23 protein-coding genes and 1 pseudogene are annotated in these 26567 nt (G+C 61.2%); 9 read left to right on the top strand and 15 right to left on the bottom strand.

What is annotated here, in order from left to right; translation table 11 throughout:
- Positions 1-191: 191 nt before the first annotated feature.
- The 7 genes from M6D32_RS20390 to rpmB all read right to left on the bottom strand — a co-directional run bounded on the left by M6D32_RS20390 (position 192) and on the right by rpmB (position 6994).
- Positions 192-1199: a tripartite tricarboxylate transporter substrate binding protein gene (locus M6D32_RS20390; protein ID WP_298259580.1), complete on the bottom strand. Its 1008-nt coding sequence runs from the start codon at positions 1197-1199 to the stop codon at positions 192-194.
- Positions 1200-2002: 803 nt separating this feature from the next.
- Positions 2003-2254 carry a hypothetical protein gene (locus tag M6D32_RS20385; protein WP_298259577.1) on the bottom strand — a complete coding sequence of 84 codons (252 nt, stop codon included), beginning with the start codon at positions 2252-2254 and terminating at the stop codon, positions 2003-2005.
- Positions 2255-2293: 39 nt separating this feature from the next.
- A complete protein-coding gene (locus M6D32_RS20380; protein ID WP_298259575.1) occupies positions 2294-2500 on the bottom strand; it encodes a hypothetical protein in 207 nt (68 codons plus the stop codon).
- Between the two features lie 236 nt (positions 2501-2736).
- Entirely contained in the window at positions 2737-4446 is a 1710-nt protein-coding gene (locus M6D32_RS20375) for an ADP-ribosylglycohydrolase family protein (protein ID WP_298259573.1), read from the bottom strand.
- Positions 4443-5162, bottom strand: coding sequence for a DarT ssDNA thymidine ADP-ribosyltransferase family protein (locus M6D32_RS20370; RefSeq protein ID WP_298259571.1), 720 nt, complete (start codon positions 5160-5162; stop codon positions 4443-4445). The genes M6D32_RS20375 and M6D32_RS20370 overlap by 4 nt, the downstream gene beginning before the upstream one ends.
- On the bottom strand, positions 5159-6553 hold the full coding sequence (locus M6D32_RS20365) for a 3'-5' exonuclease (protein WP_298259569.1): 1395 nt from the start codon (positions 6551-6553) through the stop codon (positions 5159-5161). Before M6D32_RS20365 ends, M6D32_RS20370 begins: the two co-directional genes overlap by 4 nt.
- Before the next feature lie 135 nt (positions 6554-6688).
- On the bottom strand, positions 6689-6994 hold the full coding sequence (rpmB, locus tag M6D32_RS20360; protein WP_298259567.1) for a 50S ribosomal protein L28: 306 nt from the start codon (positions 6992-6994) through the stop codon (positions 6689-6691).
- A gap of 369 nt (positions 6995-7363) precedes the next feature.
- Here rpmB and M6D32_RS20355 point away from each other — a divergent pair, with 369 nt between their 5' ends.
- The 5 genes from M6D32_RS20355 to M6D32_RS20335 all read left to right on the top strand — a co-directional run bounded on the left by M6D32_RS20355 (position 7364) and on the right by M6D32_RS20335 (position 14139).
- Positions 7364-8179 carry a DUF3108 domain-containing protein gene (locus tag M6D32_RS20355; RefSeq protein WP_298259586.1) on the top strand — a complete coding sequence of 272 codons (816 nt, stop codon included), beginning with the start codon at positions 7364-7366 and terminating at the stop codon, positions 8177-8179.
- A gap of 507 nt (positions 8180-8686) precedes the next feature.
- The gene (locus tag M6D32_RS20350) at positions 8687-12157 is read left to right on the top strand and encodes a helicase-related protein (RefSeq protein ID WP_298259565.1); all 3471 of its coding nucleotides are present in this window, start codon (positions 8687-8689) and stop codon (positions 12155-12157) included.
- An 81-nt stretch (positions 12158-12238) separates the two neighbouring features.
- Positions 12239-12508: an RNA-binding S4 domain-containing protein gene (locus M6D32_RS20345; protein ID WP_298259563.1), complete on the top strand. Its 270-nt coding sequence runs from the start codon at positions 12239-12241 to the stop codon at positions 12506-12508.
- Positions 12509-12605: 97 nt separating this feature from the next.
- Positions 12606-12944, top strand: coding sequence for a ferredoxin FdxA (gene fdxA, locus M6D32_RS20340; RefSeq protein ID WP_298259561.1), 339 nt, complete (start codon positions 12606-12608; stop codon positions 12942-12944).
- A gap of 406 nt (positions 12945-13350) precedes the next feature.
- Entirely contained in the window at positions 13351-14139 is a 789-nt protein-coding gene (locus tag M6D32_RS20335; RefSeq protein WP_298259559.1) for a CarD family transcriptional regulator, read from the top strand.
- A 299-nt stretch (positions 14140-14438) separates the two neighbouring features.
- Here the strand turns inward: M6D32_RS20335 and M6D32_RS20330 are convergent, their stop codons facing one another.
- Both M6D32_RS20330 and M6D32_RS20325 read right to left on the bottom strand, forming a co-directional pair.
- Complete coding sequence (locus tag M6D32_RS20330) at positions 14439-15929, bottom strand: M48 family metalloprotease (RefSeq protein WP_298259557.1); 1491 nt, start codon at positions 15927-15929, stop codon at positions 14439-14441.
- 51 nt (positions 15930-15980) lie between these two features.
- Positions 15981-16709, bottom strand: a complete 729-nt coding sequence (locus tag M6D32_RS20325; RefSeq protein WP_298259555.1) for a thermonuclease family protein — start codon at positions 16707-16709, stop codon at positions 15981-15983.
- Between the two features lie 221 nt (positions 16710-16930).
- Here M6D32_RS20325 and M6D32_RS20320 point away from each other — a divergent pair, with 221 nt between their 5' ends.
- Both M6D32_RS20320 and M6D32_RS20315 read left to right on the top strand, forming a co-directional pair.
- On the top strand, positions 16931-18136 hold the full coding sequence (locus M6D32_RS20320) for an ABC transporter substrate-binding protein (RefSeq protein ID WP_298259553.1): 1206 nt from the start codon (positions 16931-16933) through the stop codon (positions 18134-18136).
- 131 nt (positions 18137-18267) lie between these two features.
- On the top strand, positions 18268-19059 hold the full coding sequence (locus M6D32_RS20315; RefSeq protein WP_298259551.1) for an enoyl-CoA hydratase: 792 nt from the start codon (positions 18268-18270) through the stop codon (positions 19057-19059).
- 439 nt (positions 19060-19498) lie between these two features.
- Here M6D32_RS20315 and M6D32_RS20310 read toward each other — a convergent pair whose 3' ends face one another.
- From M6D32_RS20310 to M6D32_RS20300, 3 genes are all read right to left on the bottom strand, one after another.
- Positions 19499-20302 (bottom strand): enoyl-CoA hydratase/isomerase family protein, encoded by an 804-nt coding sequence (locus M6D32_RS20310; protein ID WP_298259549.1) that lies wholly within the window; start codon positions 20300-20302, stop codon positions 19499-19501.
- A gap of 96 nt (positions 20303-20398) precedes the next feature.
- Positions 20399-21559, bottom strand: a complete 1161-nt coding sequence (locus M6D32_RS20305) for an acyl-CoA dehydrogenase family protein (RefSeq protein WP_298259547.1) — start codon at positions 21557-21559, stop codon at positions 20399-20401.
- A gap of 31 nt (positions 21560-21590) precedes the next feature.
- Entirely contained in the window at positions 21591-22655 is a 1065-nt protein-coding gene (locus tag M6D32_RS20300; RefSeq protein WP_298259545.1) for an acyl-CoA dehydrogenase family protein, read from the bottom strand.
- A 203-nt stretch (positions 22656-22858) separates the two neighbouring features.
- Here M6D32_RS20300 and M6D32_RS20295 point away from each other — a divergent pair, with 203 nt between their 5' ends.
- Positions 22859-23641, top strand: a complete 783-nt coding sequence (locus M6D32_RS20295) for an SDR family oxidoreductase (RefSeq protein WP_298259543.1) — start codon at positions 22859-22861, stop codon at positions 23639-23641.
- 48 nt (positions 23642-23689) lie between these two features.
- Here M6D32_RS20295 and M6D32_RS20290 read toward each other — a convergent pair whose 3' ends face one another.
- The gene (locus M6D32_RS20290; RefSeq protein WP_298259540.1) at positions 23690-23956 is read right to left on the bottom strand and encodes a GlsB/YeaQ/YmgE family stress response membrane protein; all 267 of its coding nucleotides are present in this window, start codon (positions 23954-23956) and stop codon (positions 23690-23692) included.
- A 52-nt stretch (positions 23957-24008) separates the two neighbouring features.
- Positions 24009-24578, bottom strand: coding sequence for a YidB family protein (locus tag M6D32_RS20285; RefSeq protein WP_298259538.1), 570 nt, complete (start codon positions 24576-24578; stop codon positions 24009-24011).
- A 127-nt stretch (positions 24579-24705) separates the two neighbouring features.
- Here M6D32_RS20285 and M6D32_RS20280 point away from each other — a divergent pair.
- Positions 24706-25721, top strand: a pseudogene (locus M6D32_RS20280) (2-dehydropantoate 2-reductase).
- Here the strand turns inward: M6D32_RS20280 and M6D32_RS20275 are convergent.
- Positions 25718-26305 (bottom strand): hypothetical protein, encoded by a 588-nt coding sequence (locus M6D32_RS20275; RefSeq protein WP_298259583.1) that lies wholly within the window; start codon positions 26303-26305, stop codon positions 25718-25720. The pseudogene M6D32_RS20280 and the gene M6D32_RS20275 overlap by 4 nt on opposite strands.
- Between the last annotated feature and the right edge of the window lie 262 nt (positions 26306-26567).

The following is a 26567-nucleotide window of genomic DNA, read 5'->3' as shown; positions in this document are numbered from 1 at the left end:
TGTTTGGAGCTCGCGTCGCGCAACCCATCTTGGCCAGCGACCATTGCGTGTCGCATCAACAGGCCGGACATATGGATGCAGCGATCCGATCTACTCAGAAAGCTCTTGTGCCACGGGGGCCGTCCACATATGGGTCCCTGCGTTCGCAGGGACGACGTTGGAGCTTTGCTCTTCATTACCACATCCAAAATTCACACCGGCTTGATGCCGGCCTTGACGATAATGTCATGCCAGCGCGGCACTTCACCCTCGATGTATTTGCTTAAAGCCTCCGAACCGTGGGCTACGACGTCGTAACCATTGTCGCGCAGCTTTGAGATGACCGCGGGCCTCTTGAGCACCTCCATCGATTTCGTCGCCAGCGTCGCTACAATGTCAGGCGACGTTTTTGCCGGCGCAAAAAGGAACTGGGCTGTATCGGCGACAAAATCCTTATACCCGAGCTCGATCATGGTCGGCACGTTGGGCAGATCGATCCAGCGATGCTCGCCGGTCAGCGCGAGCGCCGTGAGCTGGCCGGACTGCACGAAGGGCAGCGCCGCCGGTAACGCAGCGACGGCCATTTGGGTGGTGCCGGCAAGCAGGGCCTGGATCGCCGGTGCCGCGCCGGAAAACGGAACATGCGTGATCTGAACGCCGCCGACGATCTTGAGCAGTTCGGCGGAAAGATGCGGCGTAGTGCCGGCGCCGGGGCTGGCGTAATTGAGTTCGTCGGGCTTGGCCTTGGCGCGCGCGAACAATTCGGCGATCGAATTGATGCCAAGCTTCGGCGACGCCACGATCATGTTGGGCGTGGTGCCGAGTTCGGTGATCGGCGCGAAGTCCTTGTACGGGTCGTAGGGAATCCTGGCAAAAAGGCTCGGATTGACGACGTAGGCGCTGGAGGTGACCAGCAGTGTGTAACCATCGGCTTCCGCATGCGCCACATATCCGATGCCGATATTGCCACTGGCGCCAGGGCGGTTTTCGACGATGACGTTGCCGCCAAGCGCATTGCCCAGACCATCCCCGAGGATGCGCGCCATGATGTCGGTGGGGCCTGCGGGCGCAAACGGCACGATGATCTTGATCGTCCGCTGCGGATAACCGGCAGCGAGGGCCCGCCTTGTTGTGAGCAGCGGTACCGCCGCGCCCGCTGCAAGGCCCGCGGTCTTCAAGACCTGGCGGCGCGAGGGCAGGACCCTTTTGTTGTCGTCCATTGCTTTCTCCCCGGGCTTTTCTTTAATCGGCTTCTCTTGAGCTGGCCTTTGTTGGCTTTAATCATAGTTGACGGCCTTATTCGAGCATCCTTTTGGGTGTTGGGCCGCGTACCTGTAATGCTCCGCCAACCGGTTGGCTCATATTGACGCGGAAAAACGTTCCCGCGGCGTAAATGGCGCGCGGGTGGGTCCATATCTTTCGCCCAAAAAGAGGGCGCAGGGAATGCCGGGTGCTCTGACGCACCCGCAGCCTTGCGTGCAAATAAAGAAAGCACGCAAGCAAGTCACCGCAGGTACACCGAAAGACATCCGGCATTCCCCGCGCGGCTGGTTTTAACGGTTTACTTCGTGGTCTCCCTGGTGATCGGGCTTTCTTGCCACCATCCCCGTGCAATGCGAAGCATTGTCACGAGTTGATACCAGCGTCGAGGCATCAGGACCGCACGACTTCGCCGTCCGCGAAAGCCGCATTCGTCGTTGCGCCACCGCGTCCACCGCATCTTCCGTCCAACGTTTAGTGACGATCGCGAAACGCCCCTCATCTCGGGCGGAAGACGCGCGAAGAAGTGCCAGTGATTTGCCCGACGTCACAAGCGAGGAGGCCTGCGACAGATTGGCACGACGGGCAAATCAGGTGAGGGTAGGAAAAAGCTGTCAACCGCATTCTCGTGTCCCGTACGCAGTGCAGCGCGTGGTGCTGCTCCGCAGGGCCGGGACCGGGAGCGACAAAGGACATGGACCCCGGATCGGCAGCGCACCACGCCGCGCTTTGCGGCGCGTTGCGCAGCATCCGGGGAACGCATTCACCCCTGCTCGAGAATGCTCTTCGTCCTGGTCTGCGGCCAGCCCTCGCCGAGCGGACGGATGCGAACGCGCGTTCCGTCATCGGCATTGACGAGTGCATGTGACGCGATTTCGTCGTTGATCTCAAACAGCCGCAATTCGCTCGTCGGCAGCCACGTCAATGTCTGATCGATGTCGCCGGGAAAAATCTGCCAGCTCGATCCGTCGTATAGTTTGACGATGTGGCTTTCCGAGTGTTCGAGAATCTTCATCACTATACTTTCGCGAGGGGCCGTTGGTGGTAGAATGGGCTACGCCGGTCTCGCTGACAAATGGCCGTTTGCCACTGCAATGCGCGCCGGCGACACTTCGCCGTCGAGCCAATCCTGTTCGTTCGCCAGTGCAAGCCATGCTGCTTCCATTCGCTTGTAGCGATTGAAGAGCGGTTCGCTCGCGGCGCTCTCGGCAAGATGCGCGCAGTTCTCGGCATTTTCGCGGAAGAGTTCTGACTGCTTCATGGTGTCCTTCCTTTCCCTTGATGGAAACGTAGGCAGCACGAGCACGATTGCAACGAAGTTCCAATGAAGGATCGGTAACGGTTGATCGCTTCACGCCCTGTCACAAGGTTGCGACCGGTCGTTCGGTTCAGCTACCGTTCATGGCGATGGGAGCGCGCCAAAGCAAAATGGCCGGATCGAAAGAGTCGGCCGTTGAGAGTTATTTAACGTACCAGGAGACTTGAAGGACATTCTACTTATCGTTGAAACACTTCGACCGTCCGACCGTCAGGGTCTTTGCACGTGAAAGATGAGCGGCTCGTCCTTCTTTCTATCGATGACACGTTAGCATATTTGATTGATCGAAGATTGTTCCAGCAAGTTTCAATGTTATCCACGCCAACATAAACGATCGATCCTTCACCGACAGCGCGCACGAGATCATTCTGTCTAAGGACTAAATGATCGCCTAGCGCCACTAATGTCTGAGTATCACGCTTAGCTGGAAGGCCTAAGAATTCGCAGTAGAACCGTCGCGATTCTTCCAAATTGCGCGCGAACAAACTGATGCCAGCAAACTTTCCATGCGGCGTGCCTGTAGTCAAATCTAGGTTTAGAGTCACTTGGGTTGCCGAGTGCCGATTTGTTTCTTTCTTAAGCTGTTTGATGATGAAGGTTTGCCCAAATTCGTCTTCCAATTTCCACGAAGCGGCTCGTATCTTATCGGATTTTGATACAACGCCGCCGTCTCCGATCACATGAGCCTTCGCGCCCGTCGGTAGAGTTACGGATTTTTCTCCCCGAGTGAGCGAAGATAAGAGCGACCGCGTGTCAACTGACGCCGTCGGATACGGTAGCTCACGGCCATTTAAACGATCCTCGAGAGACCTCGCGAGATTAGCAAGGAAGCTCTCATCCTGCAGCTTTCGCGTAAACTGTAGCAGCCAGTCAGTTCCGTTTATTGCCCCAGCTATCGCGCCTGTCATCGATGCGATTGTGTCAGTATCGGCGCCCCTTGCAAAAGCGGCGCGAGCTATGCCCTCTGTTGGGGCAGCTGCGTACTTGGAACTAAGAAAAATTGCGGCTGCAGCTGACACAGTTCCGGCGCCGTTCATTTTTTTGTCAAAACACCCGATCTTGCTTAGTACTTCGTCGTCGAAGTCTAGCGCACCTGCAATAAGACCAGCAGACGCCTCCTCCAGTTGTCGTGAGAGGTCATTTGCCGATTTCGACCAAGTATTCCGATACGCTTGTGTTAGGACCGCCTTTTCCCACGACGGCCATCGCTCAGATAGTTCCGGGATTTGCGACCATTCGTCGGAGGAGGTCCGAACGGTCTCGAGGAGTTGGCCGAACTCTAACGTTCCTTTTCGTCGAAAAGCAGTCCAAAGGGCGTATGCGTACGCGAGGGCTCCGACTAGGCCCGTCGGATGACCATGGGTCAGCACGCTATCCGCCATGACGTTAGTCGCGGTCGAACGGAAATCTTTTTCCAGATATCCGAGAACGCAGTGAGCAGCGACGCGCATGGCCGCGCCGTTGCCGCCTGCTTGAAGATACTTGGCCTTATCTGATGTCGGTCCTTCCCAAGGAAGGATGTGATTTGCAAGAAGCTTTGCTGCGCGCAACGACGCACCGCCAGCTCCTCGACTATATGCGATCCAGAAAGGAAATTCGACAAAAGCTAGATATTCCCACCATGGTCCTTCCCGCAGCCGCGATCTTGCGACGGCAATAATTAATTGCGTATCGTCGCTATAACTACCAGGTTCTATCCGTTCCTCATGAGGCTGAAATCTACCTCCAGACCGCTTTGTCCATGCTTCGAAATTGAGGCCGTATTCGCTAAGTGTTGACGCTCTGCGGGCCCTGTCCTCGTGAGGCCAGCCGAGCGCGTCGCCAAGGGCTGCTCCTAGGAGCGCACCTTCGATCTTCTTCGTATCAAACTGTAAGCCAGCTCTGATCATAATGCGCCGCTAGTTTTGCTATTCGGGATGAAGACGGTTTCCTGAAGCTGCGCACCGTTCTTTATAGCGTTGGAAAGGTCATACTTGTTGAACATAAGCGGAGCTAAGATAAAACGAAACATATCAGGGTCGGACCCGGTTGCTCTTAATCGCGCTCGCTCTGTCTTTGCCTGTTGCTCATTCTTTACAGCGATACCCAATATGTCCGCGATCGCTATCTTGTCGGGTACGAGAACTTCGGCTTGCTGATCGGTGGGACAAGCTGCCGACTGGTCCTTGGTACGACGGTATATGTTTCGCCCCGTCCCAATAACCTCGTTTGCAAACATTGCTTCGAATGCCGTTGGGCCTTTCGCTATGTAGCGCCCATATTCTGCGGCCGCATTCCGGGGGCAAAACAACGTTCCTTCCTGCCAAAGGTACTTCGGGTCGACCAGAAGCACTACCCAATCCGGGAAGAGGTCATTTCCTGACCGCGCCCGATCAAAATACCAAGCATTCGGGTATTCAATCGAACAGCAAATGTGCGATTTCTGGCCGTCGAGGCGCTTCAAGTCCGTCGCGTTGAACGTCGCTCTTTCACTATGTTCTAGGGCGGCGGTGCATAATACCCCGGACTTGCCCGCGGCAATGTGGACCAAATTGCGGGACGGAGTGAAGTGGCACAGCCTTCCGATTCCCTTTGCCTCGACCAGTGCTTTGATCTCGGTCGTCATCGCCGCACCACAGTGTAGAGGCTGGGGGTGTCAGGTAACAGAGCACAAGGCGTCCCAGAGTAGGTAATAATGAGCGACGTGCGCGCGCGGGTCACTCCAACGTAAAGGAGCCGCCCGTCGGTCGCTTGGGCTTCTTGATGTCCGAAATCATGAACTGCTTGTGGGTCAGGAAATAAATTATCGGAGAGATAGGGTAAAACTACTGCATCAAATTCTAGGCCCTTTGCCGAATGATAAGTACCAACGAATAGCCGAGGGCCAGCCACCCATTGCTCCGATTCATTACGCAAATTTATCACGGTTTGTGGGAGCCGCGTGCGAACTTCTTCTAGCTGGCGGACAGTCCTAACTAGAATGGCAACCGATTGGGTTCGTGACAGTCGGGTCGCTTGATCTACGAAAAAAGCTGTTTCCGATTTTTCGTCGGGGAGATTCACAAGGGTAGGTTTCGGGCCCGCCGCGTTAGGCGCTGTTGGAGCGACCATGTCCGGAATACCAGCGTAATAGGGCATTCGCGAGATTGCCAGACCTAGGGCGGCTATCTCTCTACTATTTCGGTAATTTTCGGTGAATTGCCAGACGCGGCCCGGGCGTAGGCCGGCAGACCTCCAGGACATACGATGCCCGTAGATTTGTTGGGCGACATCGCCAAAAAAAGTGATCGAACCATTTACAGGGATTGCGCTTGCTAGGGATCTCAGTATTACCGGCGAAAGATCTTGCCCCTCATCGATGACAATGTGTCGGTAACGACGCGGTTCGCCATCAGCTGCGAGTTCCTTTAGTGCCGTGGAGGCGAGGTCGTCCCAGTCGTAGTCGTAACCTGCGCGTGCACGCCGCCTCAAATAGGCTTCATAGACGTCCCACATCTGTCGGCGCATTCGTCTTTCGAGACGAGCTTCCGCGCGACCAGTACGTGATTGTGACTCATAATCCTGCAGAGAATCGACACCATGTTTCTCCAACCAACCAATCTCGGATGAGAAGAAGTTCAGCGGGCGGGAAAATAGCGGCGAATGCGCGTGTAAGGCGTTGGCATCTTGGATCGCTCCAGTAATAACGAGGTCTCGCGCGTTGCCGCTGATAATTGAATTCCGTCGCATCTTGCCACGGGAGGCGAGATAACCGCGGGCAAACTTGTGGTAATGCTCAACGGTTACTCCTCGTAATTCGCGAGCGGCCAGCGCGCGAATGTAAGCGCACAGCGCTTTGTTGTAGGTAAGGAGGAGTGTTCGACCGTGCTCGGGGAGGTCGGGGTCGGAAAGATATGCCGCGCGCAAGATTGCCATCGTCGTTTTTCCGCTCCCGGCCGTGCCAAGAACGACTTGATGACCTGATGCCGGTAGGCAAACGACCTCTCGTTGGCGCTGGACTGGGACTGGAAGTGCCACCGCTCCTCAATAAATTTTAGAAAATCAAGTTTTGCACCTTGTAGATGTATAGCATGATCCGCAAAAATGCGGCTACCAAACAAAGATGGCCGGATCTTTCGATCCGGCCATTTTAAATCCAACCGTGGAGGGCGATCAGCTCGCTTTCGCGACCGGCGCGGTGCCGACCTTCTTCTCGATCTGGCGCTTGAGTTCGAGCGCGCGCGGCGAGAGATCGGCGGCGCGGGCCTTCAGCAGGAAGGTGTCGAGACCGCCATTGTGATCAACGCTCTTGATCGCGTTGGTGGAGACGCGCAGGCGCACGTTGCGGCCGAGCGCATCCGAAATGAAGGTGACGTTGCACAGGTTCGGCAGGAAGCGCCGCTTGGTCTTGATATTGGAGTGGCTTACCTTGTGACCCACCAGCGGGCCCTTGGCCGTCAGTTCGCAGCGCCGCGACATTGTCGAAAATCCTCTTCCATCCTGGCTCGCGCCCGTATGACAGGGGTCAGCGCCAAGGGTCAAAATCATGTCCGTCTTGGGAACCGCGGACGTATAGGGGCTGACGGCTGGGGCGTCAAGGTTGGCGAGGGCCGGAAACCTCGTTTCGAGGCCGTTTTTGGCGGCATTTACCGTTTTCCGCATCATATAAACGGCGTATTCGCCGCCAATATCTGGGGTTCCGTGCTATTGGGGCGGACTTGAAGGCGTTGCTCGCCGCAGTTTTTGGATCAGATGAAACAACGATCCCGCTCCGTCTTGAGAACTGCCGCTTCCGCAACCGAACGCTGCACGACTTTGCCTTCGCGAGCCAACTGGCCGCTTCGGGCGTTGGCGGGGCTGTGCGGCTTGGCGGCAGCATTTGGGCTCGATGCCTCTCCAGCCTTCGCACAAGGAAAGCTTGAAGCGCAATATGAGGCGACGCTCGCCGGCATCCCCGTCGGCAGGGGCGCCTGGAATATCGAGATCAGCGAAGACCAGTATTCAGCCTCGGCGGTCGGCGGCACGGCGGGCCTGTTGAAGGCCTTTGCCTCCGGCTCCGGTGCGGGTGCCGCGCAGGGCCGTGTCGTCAACGGCGCGCTGGTCTCGACCAATTACAGCGCATCGACCACGACGTCGAAGAAGACCGAAGCCATCCACATGGTGCTCAACAACGGCACCATCAAGGAATTTGCGATCGAGCCGCAGCCCCCGGTCGATCCCGATCGCATTCCGGTGACCGAAGCGCACAAGAAGGGTGTGTTCGATCCGATGACCGGCTCGATGTTGCACGTCCCGGGCACCGCCGATCCGCTCAGCCCCGAAGCCTGTCACGCCAGCGCTGCCGTTTTCGACGGCCGCATGCGCTACGATCTGAAGCTTGAATTCAAGCGTATGGAGACGGTGAAGGCAGAGAAGGGCTATCGCGGTCCGGTCGTGGTCTGCGCGATCTATTTCTCGCCGGTCGCGGGCTATATCCCCGCGCGCCCTGTGATCAAATATCTGACTGCCGCGCGCAACATGGAGATCGCGTTCGCGCCGGTGCTTGGAACCCGCATCCTGGTTCCGTATCGTATGATCATTCCGACGCCGCTGGGAGTTGCCATGCTGGAGGCGACGCAGTTCATCACGCAGGTGACACCGCCCCGCATGCCCAAGACGAATTGACGCCGAAGGCGTCATTCCGGGGCGCGCGAAGCGCGAATCCGGAATCTCGAGATTCCGGGTCTGGTGCTCAGCGCAAAATTGAATGCCAATTTTGTCGCTTCGCACCATCCCGGAATGACGATCTCCAATCCGCGCTTTCGCTTGTCCGGGACGACGAGGAACTCACGAATACCTGTTGACTCCTTGCCAGTTCTGATTCGACTCGGGCTTGCCGCGCGGTTTAAGAATTTCGTCGTCAAACCGTCGCTTGAAGGCGGGTGCCAAACTTGATCTAGTGCCGACAAAGATTATCTGCGCGATATGTTGCGGTGAACGAAGCAGGCGATCCCAGGAGTCAGCGATTCGGGCGCGATTCGTTCCGTACCCGTTCCGAAGCTTAAAACTCACCCTCACAAGCGTCGCATTGTGAAACACTTTTGGCGAGAGGCGTCCGCCGCTCCCAGCCCCGATAGTCACGCTTGCGCTATTTGCGCTCAACGCCGAAAGCCGTAGAACCCTCTCAAGAACATGGCTCTTTCGTCACCTCCGCTTCCGCTTTCCGGCAATGGAAAGGCTCCCGGCTCGGGCGTTACCGCCGTGCTGGGGCCGACCAACACCGGCAAGACCAGTCTCGCGATCGAACGCATGCTGGCGCATTCGTCCGGCATCATCGGGCTGCCGCTGCGGCTACTGGCGCGCGAGGTCTACAACAAGATCGCGGACCGCGCGGGTCGTGACGCCGTGGCGCTGATCACGGGCGAAGAGAAGATCAAGCCGCCGAAGCCGCGCTTCTGGGTCTCCACGGTCGAGGCCATGCCGCGCGATCTCGATGTGTCGTTTCTGGCCGTCGACGAAATCCAGATCGCGGCCGACCTCGAGCGCGGGCACGTTTTCACCGACCGAATCCTCAACCGGCGCGGCCGCGACGAGACCCTGCTGCTTGGCGCTGCGACCATGCGCAGCATGGTCGAACGGCTGTTGCCCGGCGCCAACACCGTGACCCGGCCTCGCCTGTCGCAACTCGAATTCGCTGGCGACCGCAAGATCACGCGCCAGCCGCGCCGCACGGCGATCGTCGCGTTCTCCGCGGATGAGGTCTATGCGATCGCCGAATTGATCCGCCGCCAGCACGGCGGCGCGGCCGTCGTGCTGGGCTCGCTCTCGCCGCGCACCCGAAACGCGCAAGTGGCGATGTTCCAGAACGGCGACGTCGACTATCTCGTCGCCACCGACGCGATCGGCATGGGCCTTAATCTCGACGTCGACCATGTCGCGTTCGCATCCGACCGCAAGTATGACGGCTATCAATTCCGCCGCCTCAATCCGGCCGAATTTGCCCAAATCGCTGGCAGGGCCGGCCGCGCCACCCGCGACGGCACCTTCGGCACCACCGGCCGGTGCGCGCCGTTCGAGCCGGAATTGGTCAATGCGTTGCAGAACCACACCTTCGAAAGCGTGCGGGTGCTGCAATGGCGCAATTCGAAGCTCGATTTCTCCTCGCTGGGCGCCTTGCAGGTGTCGCTGGCGCGGGCGCCCGCGCATGAGGCGCTAACCCGCGCGCCGATCGCGGAGGACGTCCGGGTACTCGACCATGTCGCGCGCGACGCCGAGATCCGGGAGATGGCCCATGGTGCTGCCGCGGTCGAGCGGCTGTGGGACGCCTGTCAGATCCCCGATTACCGCAAGATCGCCCCGGCGGCCCATGCCGAGCTTGTCACGAGCCTGTTTGCATTCCTGATGCAAAAAGGACGCATCCCGGATGGCTGGTTCGCCGCGCAGGTCGACCAGGCCGACCGAGTGGACGGCGATATCGACACGTTATCGGGCCGGATTGCGCAAATCCGCACCTGGACCTTCGTCGCCAACCGTCCGGACTGGCTGGCCGACCCCGAGCACTGGCAAGGAATTGCGCGCGAGGTCGAAAATAAATTATCCGATGCGCTGCATGAACGGCTTACAGAGCGTTTCGTTGATCGCCGTACCAGTGTATTGATGCGCCGCCTGCGGGAAAACGCGATGTTGAATACGGAAATCGGCAAGACCGGCGAAGTGATTGTAGAAGGCCATGTGATCGGCCGCCTGGACGGATTCACGTTTGCGCCCGATGCGGCGGAAGCGGGCTCCGAAGCCAAGGCGTTGCAGGCCACGGCACAAAAGGCGCTGGCCGGCGAAATCGATGCGCGTGCCGAAAAGCTCGCAGCCGCGCCCGACGATCAATTCGTGCTGACCTCGGAAGGAATCATCCGCTGGACCGGTGATGCGGTTGCCCGACTGACCGCGGCCGACGATGCGCTGCATCCGCGCCTTCGCATCATCGCGGACGAGCGCCTGACCGGCGCGCCGCGCGAGGCGGTGCAGACCAGGCTCGATCTGTGGCTCAAGACCCATGTCGAGAAGCTCATGGGGCCGCTGTTCGAATTGAGCAAGGCCGAGGATGTCACTGGCATCGCGCGCGGCATTGCCTTCCAGCTGGTCGAGGCGATGGGTGTGATCGAGCGCTCGAAGATCGCGACCGAAATGAAGGATCTCGATCAACCCTCGCGCGCCACGTTGCGTAAATACGGCGTTCGCTTCGGCGCCTATCACATCTACGTTCCCGGGCTACTCAAGCCGGCGGCGCGCGCGCTTGCCGCGCTGCTCTGGGCCTTGAAGCAAACCAATGTCGATCTGTCCGCGCTCTCGGGCGCGCAGCATCTGGCCGGAAGCGGCCGCACCTCGTTTCCGGTCGACAAGACGTTGCCGCGCGATGCCTATCGCGTGCTCGGCTATCGCCAGTGCGGCGAGCGCGCGGTGCGCGTCGATATTCTGGAGCGGCTGGCCGATCTCATTCGCCCGGCCCTCGCCTGGCGCGAGACCTCGCCCGGCGAAAAGCCCCCAGGCGCATTCGATGGCCGCAGCTTTGTGGTGACGCAGGCGATGACGTCGCTGACGGGATCAGCGGGCGAGGATTTCGCCTCGATCCTGCGCGCGCTCGGCTACCGCATGGATCGCCGGCCGCCGTTGCCGCCGAAGCCGGTGGCGGTTGAACCCGCAGCGCCAGCAGCGCCAGCCGAGACATCTGTCGAAGCGACGGCCGCGACGCCTTCCGAAGCGACGGTCGATGCGGTTGCGGAAACCGTGGCGAACGAGGCCGTATCGACGGCCGACGCTACGCCAGTCACCGCTCAGGAACCGGCGCCGGTTATTGAGGAGATCGTCGCTTCCTCGACCACGCTGTTGCCCCGAATCGATTTCGCGCAAACGCGGGACATCCTCGACGTCGCAACGACGACCGCGGAAACGAAACTGGCAGGCTCCGATGTTGTTGAGGCGGCGCCATCCATTGCCGCCGAAGTGACGGCCGGCCAGGGTTCGGCCGAAACCTCTCCTGGGGCAGCGAGCGACGCCGCTATTGCGGCCGCGGCTCCGGCCGAGCCAGAGCTGGTCGATGTCTGGCGCCCCGGTGGCCGTTCCGATGAGCGGCGTCCGCCGCGTCACGATCGCAACCGGCAGCATCATCGCCGTCAGGAACGGCCCGCCGACGGGGCGCAACCTCCTGCCGCGGCCGGCGAAGCCGCCTCAGGTGAGGCCGCGACCGGCGAGCAAGGCGAGGGTGCCAAGCGCGAACGGCACCGCCGGCGCGATCGTCATCGCGATTTTCGAAAGCCGCGACCCGATCGGCCGGCGGATGGTGCTGTTGCGGCTTCGGCCGATGGCGCGCCGGCGCGCGAACCGCGCGAGGACAGAACAGATCGGCCGCGCGATCGTTTCGAAGGCAAGGGACGCAGCGGAGATCAGAACAAGGTCAAGTTCCGCGACCGCGACGATGCCCGCAAGGGCGCGCGCGACAAGGGGCGTGACAGAGGTGACCGCAGTGGCCGCGAGAGCGGCCCGTCGCATCGGCAATATGCATCGAGCGCCAGCCCGCGCGAGCGCGATCGTCCGATCGATCCCAATTCGCCGTTCGCCAAGCTCGCCGCGCTCAAGGAACAGATGACGGCCAACCGGAAGGACCCGTAGCGTTTTCAAGCGAAGTGGATGCCGGTTCGCTTGAAGAAAACGCGTCAAGAACAACCCGGTCACCTTGGTGGGAATGGTTCGTTGGAGCGCCAGCGTCTCGACAAATGGCTATGGCATGCGCGTCTGGTCAAAGCCCGCACCAGTGCGGCCGCGCTCGTGGAGGCCGGCCACGTCCGGATCAACGGGGTGCGCGAGAGATCGCCAGGCCATGCGGTGAAAGCCGGCGATGTTGTCACGGTGGGACTGGACCGGTCCGTGCGTGTGCTCAAGGTGATCGGATTTGCCGAGCGGCGCGGCGATGCAGGCTCTGCACGCGTGCTTTATCTCGATTTGCAGGGCCGCGCGGAGTGACTATCTGCGCTGGTGCGGCTGCCTGCCTGCCTCCCTTGCAGCGCAAGGGTTCATGCGCTAGGCAAACCCTTAAAATTGACCCGTTCCGGAGCCTTGGATGACTTACGTCGTCACTGAAGCCTGCATCAAGTGCAAATATACCGACTGCGTCGAGGTCTGCCCTGTGGATTGCTTCTACGAGGGCGAGAACATGCTGGTGATCCATCCGGACGAATGTATCGACTGCGGCGTGTGCGAGCCTGAATGCCCCGCCGACGCCATCAAGCCGGATACCGAGCCGGGCCTGGAAAAGTGGCTCGAGGTGAACACCGAGTACGCCAAGTCCTGGCCAAATATTACCCAAAAGAAGGATTCGCCGGCGGACGCCAAGGAGTTTGAGGGTGTCGAGGGCAAATTCGAGAAATATTTTTCTAAGAACCCCGGTAGCGGGGATTGATTGTCAACACCGTAGTTTTCGCGGCTATACGCGGTTTGGTCGCGGTATTAGGGTCATCTCCAGCTTAACCCTGTTCACACCAAATGCCCCGAAACGCCATCCAAACGGCGCAAAGGGGGCATAAATCATTGATTTTTGCGGGAAATGTGCTATATTTGCGTTTTAGCTAGCCGAACCCGTCAGTCCGCTTGTCGGCCCCCATGGGTTCCCGTGAAAACATCCAACAGGGGCGTGGCAGTTCCGCGCACAGGCTGTGTCGCAAAAAACGCGTACAAAGAGTACTTCGAAGGCTTCAAAAAAAGCCGCCGCGACCATTAGTCGGGGCGCAACCAAGGGTCGCACTCAGGCTTCTGTGAAGAAGGCCAAGGCGACGGCTGCCAAGTCCTCTAAAAATAAAAGAAGCTCAATGCCAAGCAAGACTGCCAAGACGGCCGCGAAAGCGACTGGTTCGAAGAACTCTGCCTCCAAAGTTGCTGCTTCCAAGCCTGTTTCCCACAAGGCCGCCCCGGTCAAGGCACCGGCGGTCACCAAGCCTGTTGCTGCGGCCAAGCCGGCAGCGGCTGCGCCGCGTATCGAAGAGAAGAAGCCGCTGACCCAGCGTCAGGGCTTCAAGACCAACGAATTCGTGGTCTATCCGGCCCATGGCGTCGGCCAGATCCTCGCCATCGAGGAGCAGGAGATCGCGGGCGCCCGGCTTGAGCTGTTCGTGATCAATTTCATGAAGGACAAGATGACGCTGCGGGTTCCGACGGCGAAGGTCGCCAATGTCGGCATGCGCAAGCTGTCGGAGCCGGTGCTGGTGAAGAAGGCGCTGGAAACTCTGAAGGGCCGCGCCCGCGTCAAGCGCACGATGTGGTCGCGCCGCGCCCAGGAATACGAGGCCAAGATCAATTCGGGCGACATCGTCGCGATCGCGGAAGTCGTGCGCGACCTCTATCGCTCCGAATCGCAGCCCGAACAGTCCTACAGCGAACGTCAGCTCTATGAAGCCGCGCTCGATCGCCTGTCGCGCGAGATCGCCGTCGTCCAGCATGTGACCGAGACCGAGGCGGTCAAGGAAATCGAAAGCCAACTCGCCAAGAGCCCGCGCCGCGGCGCCAAGGCCGAGACCGATGCTGAAGCGGATGCCGAGGCCGAGGGCGACGAGTCCGATAGCGACGGCGACGATACCGCTGTCGCGGACGAAGCCGCGTAGGCTTTTCCAAGCGATGAAATGCAAAAGCCCGGTCGCAAGACCGGGCTTTTTGTTTTGGCAGAGGATAGTGGAGCTTGGCGATCGATATCCCCGGTTCGCGCTATTTATGCGCGCTCGGTGGAGTGGATTTGACATTCGCTTCGCATCTGACCGCGGGCTCGACAGCGAATGTCAAATCCTAAACCCCACCGGGATTTATATTTGCTGGTGGTCTAAGAATTCTAACATTCGCTATGCGTTCGCCGCGAGGGTGGCGAATGTTAGAATTCAGACCACCAGTGATGACCCGCTTTCGCACGTCAATCAACCACGATCTTGACGCGATCGCGCGGCTTGACCTGGGCGTGGGCGTCGAGCCCGTTGAGGATGCGGAAGCGCTCCGCCGGCCGGTCGACACCCGCCATGCGATGCGACAGCGATTCCACGGTATCGCCCGGCTGCACGTTGATCACCTTGATGCGCAAGGGGCGCGCCGACTGGATTTCATCCAGCGACAGGCGGCGGAACGAGTTGACCGTCTCGCGCGCGTTGCGGTCGCTTTCGGTCGTCTTCTGCTTGGTAGCGAAGATGAAGCGATAGACGTCGCTGCCGAAGCGCAACGCATAGACCCTGAATTGCCACTGATCGCCGTTGGCGACCGCGGAAGCCGCCGGAAGACCGTTGATGGTCAGGTCCTCGGTCGAGGCCTTGTCGACGTTTTCCATCCAGCCCGAGTTGAGGTAGTCGCCAAGCGACTGCTCGGCCGGTACCCGCACGACGTCGAAGCGCATCGCCTGTGAGCCGCCCTCGCGCACGCCGATCACGGCCTGCGCGGTATTGTCGAGGGTGAAGTTTTCCGGCGCCGTGAAAGTAAAGCCGAGCTTGGGATGCAGGAATCGGCGCCCGCGCACAAAGCCTTCGCTCGGATCCTCGCCGTAGACGATGTTGTCGATCGCGGCGAGATAGGCATCGCGTTCGCGCTCGTTGGATTCCGGCGAAGTATATTGCCGCGCGGCCGCCTGGGCGTTGGCGACGCGTTCGGGTGTTGCCGGATGCGACGACAGGAAGTCCTGCGCACGCAAGTCAGTCGAGGTCTTGCTCGCCTTCAGTTCGGCGTTGCGTTCCATCGCCGTCAGGAATCGTGCCGCACCATAGGGGTCGAAATGCGCGTTGGCCGAGATGCCGACGCCGATCTTGTCCGCCTCGAATTCCTGCTGTCGCGAGAAGCTTGCCATGGTCAGCTTGGTCTTCGCGAGCGCGAGCGCGGTAATATCGGGGTCGTTGCCCATGTCGGCGACCACGCGGGTTGCAACCGCGGTCTCGCGCGCCTTATCCTCGCGGCTGGCGGCGTGCCTTGCGATGACATGCGCCATCTCATGGCTCAGCACCGATGACAATTCGGACGTATCGCAGGCGAGCGCGATCAGGCCGCGCGTCACGTAAAGCTGGCCACCTGGCAGCGCGAAGGCGTTCACCGCGCCCGAATTGAGGATGGTCACCTTGTAGCCTTGGTCGGGCCGTTCCGAAGCCGCCACCAGCCGGTCGACGGTCTTGCTGATCAGCGTTTCGAGGTGCGGATCGTCATAGGCTCCGCCATAGGAAGCGAGGATACGCTCGTGCTCTTTTTCGGACGCCGGGCTGCTTTGGACGATGGCGCGGGCGGGTTTGGCGGTGCTGGGCGCGGACGAGGAGGCGGAGGGCAGGGCGTTCTGAAAGCGGCCGAGATCGCCACAGCCGGCGAGCAGGACCGATGCGCCGATGCTGATAGCGATCGGCACTGCCCAAAGCCGCACACCCACCCTCGGGCTCATTGTTGCCTTGCGATGTCCCACACCGTCCACCACGATGGTCACTCTGGCAGGTCATTTCCCGCCTAGTATCTCGATTTGTCCAGCCCGGAGCACTTCAATTCGTGGCCCGGTACGCGCCTCAACGAACCCCCTGACACGAATACGCTTGTTTTCCAGTGACTTGGGCACCAAGCCGGCCGCGGCCAAATTGGCCAGCGCCTGCTTTGGAATAGTCACGGCGAAGTCCCGTGTCCAGCTACGTCCAAAGTTCAGATAGGTAATTGCCCCTGACTGCCGGGCGGACAAAACCTTGCCCTCGACCAGCATGAAACGCCCATTCCCAGCCAAAATATCGCCCGGACTTTCGGTGTTTTTTATGACCGTCGGGTCGGCCCAGATGCCTCTTTTCGCATCACGCGCGGTTCCCTCGGCGGCCATCAACGCGGCGGCGCACTCCTTGTCGTCGACGGTTGGCGAAACCAGCGCCAGGCCCTGGAACAGAAGTTCGCGCTGCACCAGGGTGTCGTCCGGCAGCCGCCATACAAAAGCGAGTTGGCGGCCATAGCGGTCCGGCGTGTCATCTCGCCCAGTCAATCGAACGTCGTGGCCGATCAGCATCGCGGTAAGCGCTTGCGTTGGCGCGAGGTCGGGCTTCTCGGAAAAGGCGGGCTCGATCCCGATAAGGCGCACTTCACGGCCGTCCTCCATGCGAACGCTGCGCGCATCGATCACGGCGCTCACGCGGCCCTCGCCCTGCGGCTCGAAGGCGCAAGGCACAGCAGCCAGCGTGTTCGCGGTCATGGCGGCCGAAGCGCCAACGACGAGCGCGACTTTTGTCAGCCGATGGAATCCGTTTGGCATCGTGGATGCGTACCGTGTCGGGACCACTCATTCTACCCGTTCCGTCCCGCGGAAAGACATAAGTCCACCGGCTTGCCGCTGCTGTGGCCTTACGGCATGATTGCCGTAATGGAAATTGCGGTTCGCCCGCAACACTATAACAAAGCCCCAGGGAGGTTTTCATGAGACGGGTTGTTTCCGGCTTTCTCGGTGTATTGCTTGCGGCGGTCTCCACCGCGGCGCTTGCGCAAGGCAAGCCTCCGCTGAAGCTCGGCGGCATCCTCGATATGTCCGGGCTCTATGCCGATATCACCGGATCTGGCTCGGAGACGGCGGCGAAAATGGCGGCGGAAGATTTCGGCGGCGAAGTCCTGGGCCGCAAGATCGAGATTCTCGCTGCCGACCATCTCAATAAAGCGGATCTTGCCGCCAACATCGCCCGCGACATGCTGGATAATCAGGGTGTCGAGATGATCTACGACGTCGCGGCTTCGGCGACCGCGCTCGCTGCCGGCGGGATCGCCAAGGCCCGCAACAAGATCGTCATGTTCTCCGGGCCCGGATCGATCCGTCTCTCCAACGAAGCCTGCGGCCCTTACACGGTCCACTACGTCTTCGATACCTACTCGCAGGCTAGGGTCACCGGCCTTGCCGCGGTCAAACAGGGCCTCGATAGCTGGTTCTTCATCACCGTCGATTACGCCTTCGGCCACGACCTTGAGAAGGACACGGCCAATGTGGTGAAGAAGGCCGGCGGCAAGGTGGTGGGCGAGGTTCTGCATCCGCTCAACACCTCGGATTTTTCGTCCTATTTGCTGCAGGCGCAGGCTTCCAAAGCCAAGGTGATCGGGCTTGCCAATGCGGGCGGCGATACCATCAACACGATCAAGCAGGCGGCAGAATTCGGTATCATGAAGAGCGGCCAGAAGATCTCGCCGCTGCTTGCCTTCATCACCGATATCGACGGCGTCGGGCTTGAGACTGGGCAAGGCTTGTTGGTGGCAGGCGCCTTCTACTGGGATCTCAACGACGAAACCCGCGCCTTCTCCAAGCGCTTCATGCAGCGGGTCGGCCGTCCGCCGACCGCCGCGCAGGCCGGCGTCTATTCCTCGGTGATGCATTATCTGCAGGCGGTGAAGGCGGCCGGCACGACCGACGCTGCGCCGGTCATGAAGATCATGAAGGAAACCCCGATCAACGACATGTTCACCAAGAACGGTCACATCCGCGAGGACGGCCGCATGGTGCATGACATGTATCTGTTCGAGGTCAAGAAGCCTTCGGAGTCGAAAGGCCGCTGGGATGATTACAAGCTGCTGGCGACCATTCCCGGCGACGACGCCTTCCAGCCGCTCTCGGAGTCGCGCTGCCCGCTGGTGAAGAAGTGACCGCGTAACTTTGTACGCGGTCATTCCGGGGCGATGCGAAGCATCGAACCCGGAATCGAGATTCCGGATCGGTCCGCGGCGCGGACCGTCCGGAATGACGGGCTAAACAAGAATGAAGAAAGGCACCACTCATGACCACCGAAATCGTCCTGCAACATCTCGAATCCGGCCTGTTGACGATCACCATGAACCGACCCGAGCGCCGCAACGCGCTCAATGTGGACATGACGCTGGGGCTGGTGTCGGCGGCCAAACGGGCGGCCGAAGATCACGAGGTCCGCGCCGTCCTCTTGAAAGGGGCAGGCGGCACGTTCTGCGTCGGCGGCGACGTCAAGTCGATGGCCGAGGGCCGGGCGCCGATGTCCTTTGAAAACCGCATGGTGAACCTGCGGCGCGGCATGGAAGTGTCACGGATCCTGCACGAGATGTCGAAACCGGTGGTGGCGCAGCTCGATGGGGCTGCCGCAGGCGCCGGGCTTTCGATCGCGCTGTCCTGCGATTTTCGCGTCGCATCCAGTTCGGTGAAAATCACCACCGCCTTCGCCAAGGTCGGACTGTCAGGCGACTACGGCGGGACCTATTTCCTCACCCAGATGCTCGGCAGCGCCAAGGCGCGTGAACTTTACCTGCTGTCGCCGGTCTTGACGGCGCAGGAAGCGCTGGCGCTCGGCATGGTCACCCGCGTCGTTCCCGACGGCGAGGTCGGTGCCGCCGCGCACGAACTCGCCATGTCGCTGGCGCAAGGGCCGTCGATCACACTCGGCTACATCAAGCGCAACATCAACAATGCCGAGCGGCTGGCGCTGGAAAACTGCTTTGATGCGGAGGCTTTCCACCACTCGCGCGCCGGCGAGACCGCCGACCACAAGGAAGCGGCCATGGCCTTTGTCGAAAAGCGCAAGCCGCAATTCCAGGGGCATTGAGTTAGCCGCGATCGGACCGCGCTCCTATGAGGGATTGGTAAAATTTCACGCTTGATTGAATGAACTTCGACCTGCCGGATTTAATCGACCGTAGGTTATACTCGCAATAATGGGTCTCTCGGCAAGGAGCCGAGAACGAGGCAGGTCAATGAAAATCGCACCGTCGTCACCAGGCGAGGTGTATCTGGCATTCGCCGTTGTCAGCACAGTCCTGATGATCGAAATGGCGGCCTTCGCCCTGTTAGGCGGCTAAAGGGGTCGCATCGCAGTCGACGCTTCTTCGACGGCGGTCGCACGCAGCGCCGCACGTTGTGGCGGCCGATGTGGTTCATGCAGTGCCGATCCTTGCAGGCGAAGTCCGGCCTGACGCCGGCACCGCGCTTGCCCGGAGCTCGTCTATGACCACCTTTTCCCACAAAGCGGAGAAGGCGAAGAAGCCTCACCGTCCCTTGAAGTTGGGTACGCGCCGCTCTTCGGTCGCCTTGACGCCTTCCTTGAAGTCTTCGGTGGCGCGCAGCCGCGTCTGTTCGGCGAGTTCGTGATGGGTTGCGGCGAGCACGCGATCGGCCAGACCGTTCCGCATGGTGGCGCGGGTCGAAACCAGGCCGAGCGGCGAGCATTCGGCGATTTCCTGCGCGAGCCTCAAAGCTCGGTCGCGGACCTGATCCTGCGGCACGCATTCATTGGCAAGGCCCATGCGGGTGGCTTCCTCGCCCGTCACCCGGCGCGACGTGTAGAAGATCAATTCTGCATTGTTCTTGCCGACCAATTCGGGGAGCGTCACGGTCAGCCCGAAGCCGGGATGGAAGCCGAGCTTGGTAAAATTGGCGGCAAAGCGCGCTTCGGGACACGTCACGCGGAAATCGGCCGATACCGCGAGACCGAGCCCGCCGCCGATCGCCGCGCCATGCACGGCGGCTACGATCGGCTTCTGGTTGCGGAAAATGCGCACCGCCTGGACATAGAGATGCGCGATCGGGCCGAGGCTTGAAGCCGGATCGGTGTTGGCGCGTGCTTCCTGCTCCTGCCGCGCGGGATCGTTGAAATTTGCGCCGGCGCAGAACGCTCTGCCTTGCGCCGCCAGCACCGAGGCGCGGATTTCGATGTCGCGATCGAATTCCTCCAGCGCATCCGCGATCTGGTTGATCAGCGAGATATCAAAGAAGTTCAGCGGCGGCTTGCGGATTTCGATCAGGCCAACATGCCCGATCTTCTCGACGCCGATATCCTTGGTGGTGCTCATCTCAGACCTCCACGAATCACAAATGTTTCCGCGGCGGCGATATCCTCTCCCGCAAGGGGAGAGGGCGAACGCACTCGGCCGCACGTCTCATACGAACTACCGCAGGCCCAGCCCGCGCGCGATGATGCCGCGCAGCACCTCGGTGGTGCCGCCCTGAATGGTGAGTTTCGGCGCGGTCTTGATCGCGAAGGCAAGTTGCTTCTCCAACGTCTCGCGGTTGGACGCGGTCTCATCGATGAAGGCGGCGAGGTCGCGCACCCGGTGCGGCAATTGCTGCTCCCAGATGGTGCCGATGTCCTTGACGATCGAGGCTTCCACCACCGGCTCCTTGCCGGCGTGCAGCATGCCCGCGACCGAAACCGACATTCGCCGCATGGTGTGAAGTTGCGCCACCAGCCGTCCGATGCCTTCGGCGGCGCGGGTGTCCGGCGAGGGGCCGACCGCCCGCACCAGTTCCGTCAGCACGTAATAGGTTTCCAGGAAGCGCTCGGGGCCCGAGCGCTCATAGGCAAGCTCGCTCGTCGCCTGTTTCCAGGCGCCGTCGATTTCGCCCAACATGTGATCGTCGGGAATAAAGGCATCGGTGAAGACGACTTCGTTGAACTCGAACTGCCCTGTGATCTGGCCGATCGGATTGACCTTGATGCCCGGCGTCTTCATGTCGACCAGAAACTGAGTCAGGCCGTGCCGGCGATTTTCCCTGGTCGGCGGCGAGGTGCGGAAGATCGCGATCATGTAATCGGCGATATGCGCCGACGAGGTCCAGATCTTGGTGCCGTTGATCAGAAAGCCGCCGTCGGTCTTCGTCGCCTTGGTCTTGGCCGCGAACAGGTCGGAACCGGAATTCGGTTCGCTCATGCCGATCGCGAAGCAGACTTCGCCGCGGCAGATGCGCGGCAGGATGTCCATCTTGATCCGCTCATTAGCGTATTTCAGAAGCACCGGACCGCTCTGGCGGTCTGCGACGAAAAAGCGCCGCGTCGGCGCGTTGGCGACGCGCATCTCCTCGGTGACCACGTAGCGTTCCAGATAGGACCGTTCGTGGCCGCCATACCTTTTCGGCCAGGTCATGCCGAGCCATCCGCGCGCACCGACACGACGGGAAAATTCCCGCGCGTCAATGTCCTCGCGGTTGGGCTTGAACGGGCTGAAGGTGCCGGCGGCGATCTCTTCCGCCAGGAACGCGCGCACTTCATGGCGCAGTTTGACGCATTCGCTCGGCAGGCGGATCGGATCGAAACGAAGGGCTGCGGTCATTGACGTAGGTCCGAAAATTTAAAGATAAAGTTCAGCGCGAAGCGACCAGCGGCCACAGCTCGTCCGCGCCATTTGCGGCGACGCGCTTGCCGAGTTCGACCGCCCAGTAGCTCTCGGAGCCGAAGTCGTCGCGCCAGGCGAGCGCCCGCAACGTATAGCGATGCAGGATGTGCTCGATCGTAAAGCCGATCGCGCCATGAACCTGGTGGGCAATCGCGGCCGCCTTCTCGGCCGCCTCCGAGCAGCGGATTTTGGCTGATGCTGCTTCCAGGAATGCGGCATCCGCAGGCGCACCGCCGGCGAACGCATCCGCCGCCGAAGTTGCGGCCGCGAGCGCCGCCGCGGATTCGCCGGCGAGCTTCGCCAGGTTGTGCTGTACCGCCTGGAATTTCGAGATCTTCTTTTCGAAGGCGACGCGTTCGTTGGAATAACGCACGCTGATATCGAGCATCGATTCAAGGCTGCCCGCGATTTGCAAGGAACGCACGACCGCGCCCATCAGAAGCAGCGAAGTAAGGCTGAAACCTTCCGGCGCCGGTTTGATGGCAACGGGCGCGACCCGGTCAAACGTCACGGTGTCGCTGTTATCGCCGCCGAGATTGAGACTGGATTCGACCCGGCATTTTGTCGCGTCGAGCAGGGCAACCGATGCCTTGCCGCTGCCATCATGCGCGAGCACCGCGATGTGCCTGGCTTCGCGGGCAAAGGGGATGCCGCGTGCGCGTCCCGACAGCGTGTTGTCGCCATTGAGCGTGATGCGATCTTTCGGGCCCGCGGGCGCGACCGTCATTTCGCCCTCGGGTGAAGCGATTTTGGCTTGCGACAACATCCAGCCAGCGAGCATGGTTTCGGCCAACGGCACGGGAAGCGCAGAACGGCCGGCCGCGCCCAGCACGGCAAAACCATCGGCCATTGAGGCGCCCGAACCGCCATATTCCTCGGCGACCCAGGACAGCGGCAGGCCGGCTTCGCTCAGCGCCTGCCAAAGCGGTGCTTTCCAGCCGTCCTTCTTGTCGCGGTTGATGGTTTGTGCGTCGGCCAGGTCGGCAAAGATGCGTTCGGCCGTTTCGACGACAATATTTTCGGCTTCTCCCACGGCGTTCCTCGGAGGGTTCCTGGTTGGGGCCATGATGGGGAAAAGGCGCAAGGCTGACAAGCATTACTGGTCGCAAGGGCCCCTGCGGCTTCGGCATGAAGCGACGCGGGTAGCGTGCGGCTTATTCCGCGCAATGGAGTTCCTCCATGCGCAGCCTTATGCTAGATCGCAAAATTGGTTCTAAATCCGATGGGGAAAATGCGATGTCGAAGGATGGTCTGTGCGCTGTTATAACCGGCTCTGCCTCGGGCCTTGGCGCCGCGACCGCGGCCATTCTGGCGAGGGGCGGCGCGCGAATTGTCATCAATTATTCCTCCAGTCAGAAAGAGGCGGAACAGACCGCCGACCTCTGCCGCAGCGCTGGCGCTGACGTGGTGGTGGTTCAGGGCGATGTCTCGCGCGACGAGGATTGCCGGAAGATCGCGGCCGCGGCCGCGCCCTGGGGCCGGCTCGATGTGCTGGTCAACAATGCCGGCACCACCAAGCACGTTCCGCATGGCGATCTCGACGGCCTGTCGTCGGAGGATTTTCAGCGCCTGTTCGGCGTCAACACGATCGGACCGTTCCAAATGGTGCGCGCGGCGCGATCTTTGCTGGAAGCCGGCGCCAAAGCATCCGGACGTGCGTCTTCCGTCGTCAATGTCTCCTCGGTTGCGGGCATCAGCGGGATCGGCTCGTCGGTCGCCTATGCGGCGAGCAAGGGTGCACTCAACACCATCACGATCTCGCTTGCACGCGCGCTGGCGCCGCTGATCCGCGTCAATGCGGTATGTCCCGGCTATATCGATACGCCCTGGTTCACCAAGGGCCGCGGCGTTGAAGGGGCGGCGAAGGTGCGCGACGCCGTGGTCGCCAAGGTGCCACTGAAGCGGGCTTCCTCGGCTGAGGATGTCGCCAACGTGGTCGCGTTCCTGGCGCTACCGCAGTCGGGCAACATGACCGGCGAGGTCGTCCGCATCGACGCCGGCGCGCATCTGATTACGTAGCGAAGGTCATTCCGGGGTTCACGCTTCGCGTGCCCCGGAATGACTTCGTCACTTGTTGAAATCGCGGAGCGTGCCGCTGGCGACCAACCTGTTCCAGATGAACAGCACCGCCAGCGCGCCGATCGTTGCGGTGATGATGCCCGCGCCCTGTCCTGGGCTATAGTGGCCGATCGCCTGGCCGATAAAGGTGGCGAGAAACGCACCGACGATGCCGAGCACGGTGGTGAGAATGAACCCGCTCGGATTGTTCGGACCCGGCGAGAGCAGCCGCGCGATGATGCCCGCAACAAAGCCGACGATAATGACCCTGATCATGTCCTTCTCCCCGTCAAAAATCAGAACGAAAATTCTTTCGGCGACCGGCCGGTCAGAGCCGGCCCGCCAATTCCTCTCCCGTCGGCAGCCGTCCGTCCGGCGTCAGATGGTTGATCACCTCCGGCAGTTGTTGGCTCAATCCGCTCAGCAAATCTTCGCGCGACAGGCCGCTCTGCGACGCCAGATGGTCGATCTGATCGGAGCCCAGCGCGCTGGCGAGATCGCCCGGCGATATCTGCTTGTTCGGTCCCTGGCCCACCCACGAATTGGCAGTGTCGCCGTGGCCGTTCTGCTGGAGCTTGTTGAGCAGATCACCGAGGCCGCCGCTCAGCACGCTGCCGGCCGCGCCTCCCGCAAGCACGCCGCCGAGAAGACCGCCAAGACCCCCTCCAAGACCTCCGCCACCCAGGCTGCCGCCAAGTCCGCCACCGGGAGCAGGCGAGGGCGCCGGAGCCGACGTTGAGGCGGAGGAGCTGCCGCTGATGTGCTTGACGGCCTTGTAGGCAAGCAGCGCCAGGATCGCCATGGTCATCGGCGACATTCCGCCGCCGGATTGCGCGCTTGGCGTCGAGGGGCCGCGCGGACCGTTCTGCATTCCATTCAATACATCGAGTAAGCCCATGGTTGTCTCCTGCCGAGTGTTCGCCCCGCTTCGCCCGATCTGGAACCATATCGGCGGGGTATGACGGTTACAAGGCGACAAGGCTTTCGATGTCGGCTACCACCGGGGCAAGCGGGAGCGGAAGCGCATGACGGAAGATCGGCCGATTGTCGTGGCGGGCGCCGGCAGCATCGGCTGCTATGTCGGGGGTCTCTGCGCGCAGGCCGGCCGCCGCGTCTCGCTCCTGGCGCGCCCGCGTGTGATCGCGGAGATCGAGCGGTTTGGGCTCACGTTGACTAGTCTCGAGGGTTCGTCCTGGCATGTGGCATCTCAGCAAATAACACTGTCTGAAGATCCGAAAATACTCGCCGATGCCGGCGCGGTGCTGGTCACGGTCAAGAGCGCGGACACGGCGGAGATCGCGGACACCATCGCGCGCCACGCGCCGCCGGATGCCGTCATCGTCAGCTTTCAGAATGGTATCGCCAATGTGCCGATGCTGCGCGACCGGCTGCCGGGACGGACGGTGCTGGCCGCGATGGTGCCGTTCAACGTGGTCGCCGCCGGCGATGGACGGTTTCACCGCGCGACCTCGGGCGACATCGTGATCGAGCGCGATGCGGCGGCTACCGCCGAACGGCTTTCCATCCCGGAGCTTCCGATGCGCGCCACCGCCAACATCGCGGGCGTGCAATGGGGCAAGCTCATCGTCAATCTCAACAACGCGATCAACGCGCTGTCCGGCCTGCCGCTGCGCCAGCAGCTTTCCAATCGCGGTTGGCGCGGGCTGTTCGCCGATCAGCTGGCCGAAGGCCTGGCGGCGGTCAAGGCCGAAGGGATCGTTCCGGTGTCGCCGACTCCGGTGCCGTCGAGTTGGACGCCGTATCTGCTACGTCTGCCGGATACGCTTTTTTCGCTCGCGCTCGCGCCAGCGATGAAGATCGATCCGCAGGCGCGTTCGTCGATGTGGGAAGATCTCGAGCGCCACCGCCGCACCGAGATCGATTATCTTCAAGGGGTCATCACCGCCATTGCCGACCAGCGCGGGCTCAAGACGCCGCTATCGCGCCGCATCGTCGGGCTGATCAAGCAAGCCGAAGCCGCCGGACAGGGCTCGCCGGGCTGACGGTTGAGCAGATTCGCGGAGGCGTCTCGGCGGATTAGCCCGGCATCCCCTGCTTCGGACGGGGAGACTTGCTCGAAGGAGAGCCGAACAGGGCTTTTTTCAGGTCATTGAGACTTTCGGAAAGCCTCGGCCATTCGCAGGAGAAGGAGTCCCGCGGGCAGCCGGCCGGTTTGACCCGCTTGAGATCGCTTGCCGACGCATGTGGCTTTGCGATGCCGGCGGTGTTGGGCGGCGCCTTCTCAGCCTCGCTCTTGAGCGAAGCCTGCTGCTGCAATTGTTGTTGCCTGGCAGCAAAGGCGGCCGCGATGCGGCTGCGCCGCTGTTTTTCGAGATAGGCTGTATACTGTTCGTCGATCTGTCTCTGTTCTTCCGGCGTCGGATTGGGGCCGGCGATGTCGAAGCTTCGATTTTGCATGAAATCGAAATAGGCGTAGCCGCCGCCGGGTTTGCGGCGCCCGGCGAATTTCGCGTTGCATTCCGAAAGCGCCGCACTCTTGGCTTCCTTGGTGGGGGCCTTCTCCGCAAGGTCGGCGCATTCCTCGAAATCGGCCGGTTTGTGCGACCACCATTGCGCCCGCGCCGGCGGCGACGAAACGATGGCGCAGCCGATCAGCGCGGCCATCAGGACGATCTGGTGACGGGATGCCAGCAACGGCTAGTGGTCCAATTCTAACATTCGCATTCCTTCTCAGCGGCCCCTTTTGCGAATGTTAGAATTGCAGGGACCACTAGCAAATATAAATTTCTAGTCCAATGGGAGACCCCCCGGCTCTGCCGGGGTGGCAGTAGAAGTTTGACATTTCCAGCAGTGGCCCATCGACGAAACGCCCCGACTCGTGAGCCACCACGCGCACGAAAAGGAGTTTCGCGATGGGCCTGTACTT

The sequence above is a fragment of the Bradyrhizobium sp. genome, from assembly GCF_027307225.1.
GTDB lineage: Bacteria > Pseudomonadota > Alphaproteobacteria > Rhizobiales > Xanthobacteraceae > Bradyrhizobium.
The sequence above is the reverse complement of the archived record's forward strand: the minus strand, read 5'-3'. Positions and strand labels throughout refer to the sequence as shown.